Here is a 2,906-nt window from a genome sequence, read left to right as displayed (position 1 = left end):
TCCTTTGCGATCCGCTCCAAGGCCAGGTCCCGTTGGAAGCCGCAGTCGCACCTTAAGGAGTGAAGGGCGTCCCCCGTGAGGCACTCGGAGTGCATGCGCACCAGGATGGGTTCTTCCGGCCCCCAAGACCCCATGACCAAAGCCGCGTGCTCCTCCCCCGTGAGGGTGTCCCGGTAACCCAGGATGCGGAACTCCCCGAAGCGGGTGGGAAGCAGGGCCTCTGCCTCCCGCTTCACGTAGAGGTCCCCCCGCTCCAGGCGGTAGCGGATGAGGCCGGCGATGGTCCCCACCTTGAGCCCGTGGCGCTGGGCGAACTCCAGGAGGTCCGGGAGGCGGGCCATGGTCCCGTCCTCCTTCAGGATCTCAATGAGGCTCCCCACGGGGGTAAGCCCCGCCAGGCGCAACAGGTCCACCGTGGCCTCCGTATGCCCGGCGCGGCGCAACACCCCCCCAGGCCGGGCAATGAGGGGAAAGATGTGCCCGGGGCGGCGGAAGTCCTGAGGGGTGGCCTCGGGATCGGCCAGGAGGCGGATGGTGGCCGCCCGCTCAAAGGCCGAGATCCCCGTGGTCACCCCCTTGGCGTCCACGCTCACGGTGAAGAGGGTCCCCTGGGGGTCTTGGTTCCGCTCCACCATGGGCCTAAGGTCCAAGGCCCTGGCCCTCTCCTCCGGGAGGGCCACGCAGAGGAGGCCCCGGCACTCCTTCAGCATGAAGTTCACCCACTCCGGGGTGACGTGCTCCGCGGCCATGATGAGGTCGCCCTCGTTCTCCCGGTCCTCGTCGTCCACCAGGATCACGGGGCGGCCCTGGCGGAGCTCCTGCAAAAGCTCTTGGATGCTGGCCAACCTCTCCATCATGCTCCCCTCATAAGCCGTTCCAGGTACCGGGCGATGAGGTCCACCTCGAGGTTCACCCCCTCCCCCACCCTCAAGGCCCCCAGGTTGGTGACCGCCAGGGTGTGGGGGATGAGGGTGACCCAGAAGCCCTCCTCAAAAAGCCCGGCCACGGTGAGGGAGACCCCGTTTAGGGCCACGCTCCCCTTCTCCGCGAGGTAGCGGCGAAGGCCTTGGGGCGCGCGGAAGAAGTAGTCCTTGGCCCCGGGGGCCTCGCGGACCTCCAAAAGCTCCGCCACCCCGTCCACGTGCCCGGTTACGAAGTGCCCCCCTAGCCTGTCCCCCACCCTTAGGGCCCGCTCCAGGTTGGGCCGGTGGCCCACCCGCCAGTTGGGGGCGGTGCGCCGCCGGGTCTCCTGGGCGAGCTCCACCCAAAACCCCTCCCCGTCCACCGCCACCGCGGTGAGGCAGACCCCGTCCACCGCCACCGAGTCCCCCACCTTGAGGTCGGAAAGCACCTCCTTGGCCCCGATCCTGACCCGCAGGAAGGGGCCCTCCTCCACCTTCAGGATCTCGCCGGTCTCCTCCACCAGTCCCGTGAACATTCACCCCTCCGGGTAGGCCTCGAGCCAAAGGTCCTCCCCAAGCCTTTCCACCCGGGCGAGGCGGAGCCTTCGGGCCTCGGCCACCTTTTCCACAGCAAAACCCTCCAGCGCCCCCCGCCCCTTGCCCAGGAGCTTGGGGGCTAGGAAAAAGGCGTACTTGTCCACCAGTCCCCGCTCCACCAAGGCCCCCGCCACCTTGGGCCCCCCCTCCGCCAAAACCCCATCCAGCCCCCGCTCCAGGAGAAGGCGAAGCGCCGCTTCCAGGGAAACCCTACCCCCCTCCCGGGGAAGCTCCACCACCTCTGCCCCGGCCGCTTCCAGGGCCTTAAGCCGCGCCTTCGGGGCCCCCACCCCGGCCAGGATGAGGACCCTCGCGGCCTCCCCCCGGGGCCCCGGGCGGAAGAGGCGCGCTCCTGGGGGGGTGCAGGCCTCGGTGTCCAGGACCACCTTCCAGGGGTCCCGAAGGGGCGGGGGCTCCAGCATGTGGGGGAAGGGGCGGAAATCGGGGTCGCGCACGGTGAGGTGGGGGTCGTCCTTTAGGACCGTCCCCACCCCCACGAGGAGGGCGGGAAGCCACTGCCGGTAGGCGTGGGCCACCCGGCGGCTCTCGGGAGAGGAGATCCAGCGGGCATCCCCCCCCTGGGCGGCCGCCTGGCCGTCTAGGCTAAGGGCCATCTTGAGGAGGACGAAGGGGAGGCCCTTCCGCTCCCGGGTGAAGAAGACCTCGTTCTGGAGCCTGGCCTCCTCCTGGAGAAGCCCGGCCTCCACCTGGACCCCCGCCTCCCGTAGGCGCTCAAGCCCCCCTGCGGCCCTCGGGTTTGGGTCCCGGGCGGCCACCACCACCCGGGCCGCCCCAGCCTGGAGGAGGGCCAGGCTGCAGGGGGGGGTGCGGCCGAAGTGATTGCAGGGCTCGAGGGTGACGTAGACCGTAGCCCCCCGGGCCTCCGGCCCCGCCTCTTCCAGGGCGTAGATCTCCGCGTGGGGCAGGCCCGCCTTGGGGTGGAACCCCTCCCCCACCACCCGGCCCTCCTTCACCACCACCGCCCCCACCAGGGGGTTGGGGTGGGTGTGGCCTCGCGCCCGTTCCGCTAGCTGCAGCGCACGCCGAAGAAAACGCTCGTCCAGGTCCAAGCGGCCCTCCTTCTCCCATCCGGACTTTCACCGTCGGCCCCGGAATTCCACCGGGTCGGGCCCCAAAGGGGCTTCGCGGGCTTTCACCGCCGGTGGGGACTTCCACCCCGCCCCGAAGGAGGTGCCCAAGAGGCACCAAGCCCACTTTACCAGGTTTAGGGGGGAGGAATGTCCGGGTGGAGCACGGTCAGGCCCTCGCCTCGGGCAAGGAGGTCGTGTCAAGATTTATGTGTAAGCGTCTGTGTACGGGGGGCATACCTTTCCCGAAGCATCCCTTCCAACACCTCCTGCACCTCGGCAAAACCCTTCAACCTCCGCTCCGCCCACCTCCCTTCCT

The 2,906-nt window shown here is 69.7% G+C and carries 3 protein-coding genes, 1 pseudogene and 1 riboswitch; all 4 genes and pseudogenes read right to left on the bottom strand.

Features of this window, described 5'->3' with window-relative positions; genetic code table 11:
- The coding region (gene ribB, locus WKI94_RS11745) for a 3,4-dihydroxy-2-butanone-4-phosphate synthase (RefSeq protein WP_337845910.1) at positions 1-854 on the bottom strand (854 nt) is incomplete at its 3' end.
- Positions 854-1,438 carry a riboflavin synthase gene (locus WKI94_RS11740; protein ID WP_337845909.1) on the bottom strand — a complete coding sequence of 195 codons (585 nt, stop codon included), beginning with the start codon at positions 1,436-1,438 and terminating at the stop codon, positions 854-856. The genes WKI94_RS11740 and ribB, both read right to left, overlap by 1 nt.
- The gene (ribD, locus tag WKI94_RS11735; RefSeq protein WP_337845908.1) at positions 1,439-2,569 is read right to left on the bottom strand and encodes a bifunctional diaminohydroxyphosphoribosylaminopyrimidine deaminase/5-amino-6-(5-phosphoribosylamino)uracil reductase RibD; all 1,131 of its coding nucleotides are present in this window, start codon (positions 2,567-2,569) and stop codon (positions 1,439-1,441) included.
- A 3-nt stretch (positions 2,570-2,572) separates the two neighbouring features.
- Positions 2,573-2,693, bottom strand: a riboswitch (FMN riboswitch).
- A gap of 94 nt (positions 2,694-2,787) precedes the next feature.
- Positions 2,788-2,906 (bottom strand): annotated as a pseudogene (locus tag WKI94_RS11730) (IS256 family transposase); the annotation flags it as partial.

The organism is Thermus sp. (genome assembly GCF_037444525.1).
Classification (GTDB): Bacteria; Deinococcota; Deinococci; order Deinococcales; family Thermaceae; genus Thermus.
This window is presented reverse-complemented; position numbering and strand designations above follow the sequence as displayed.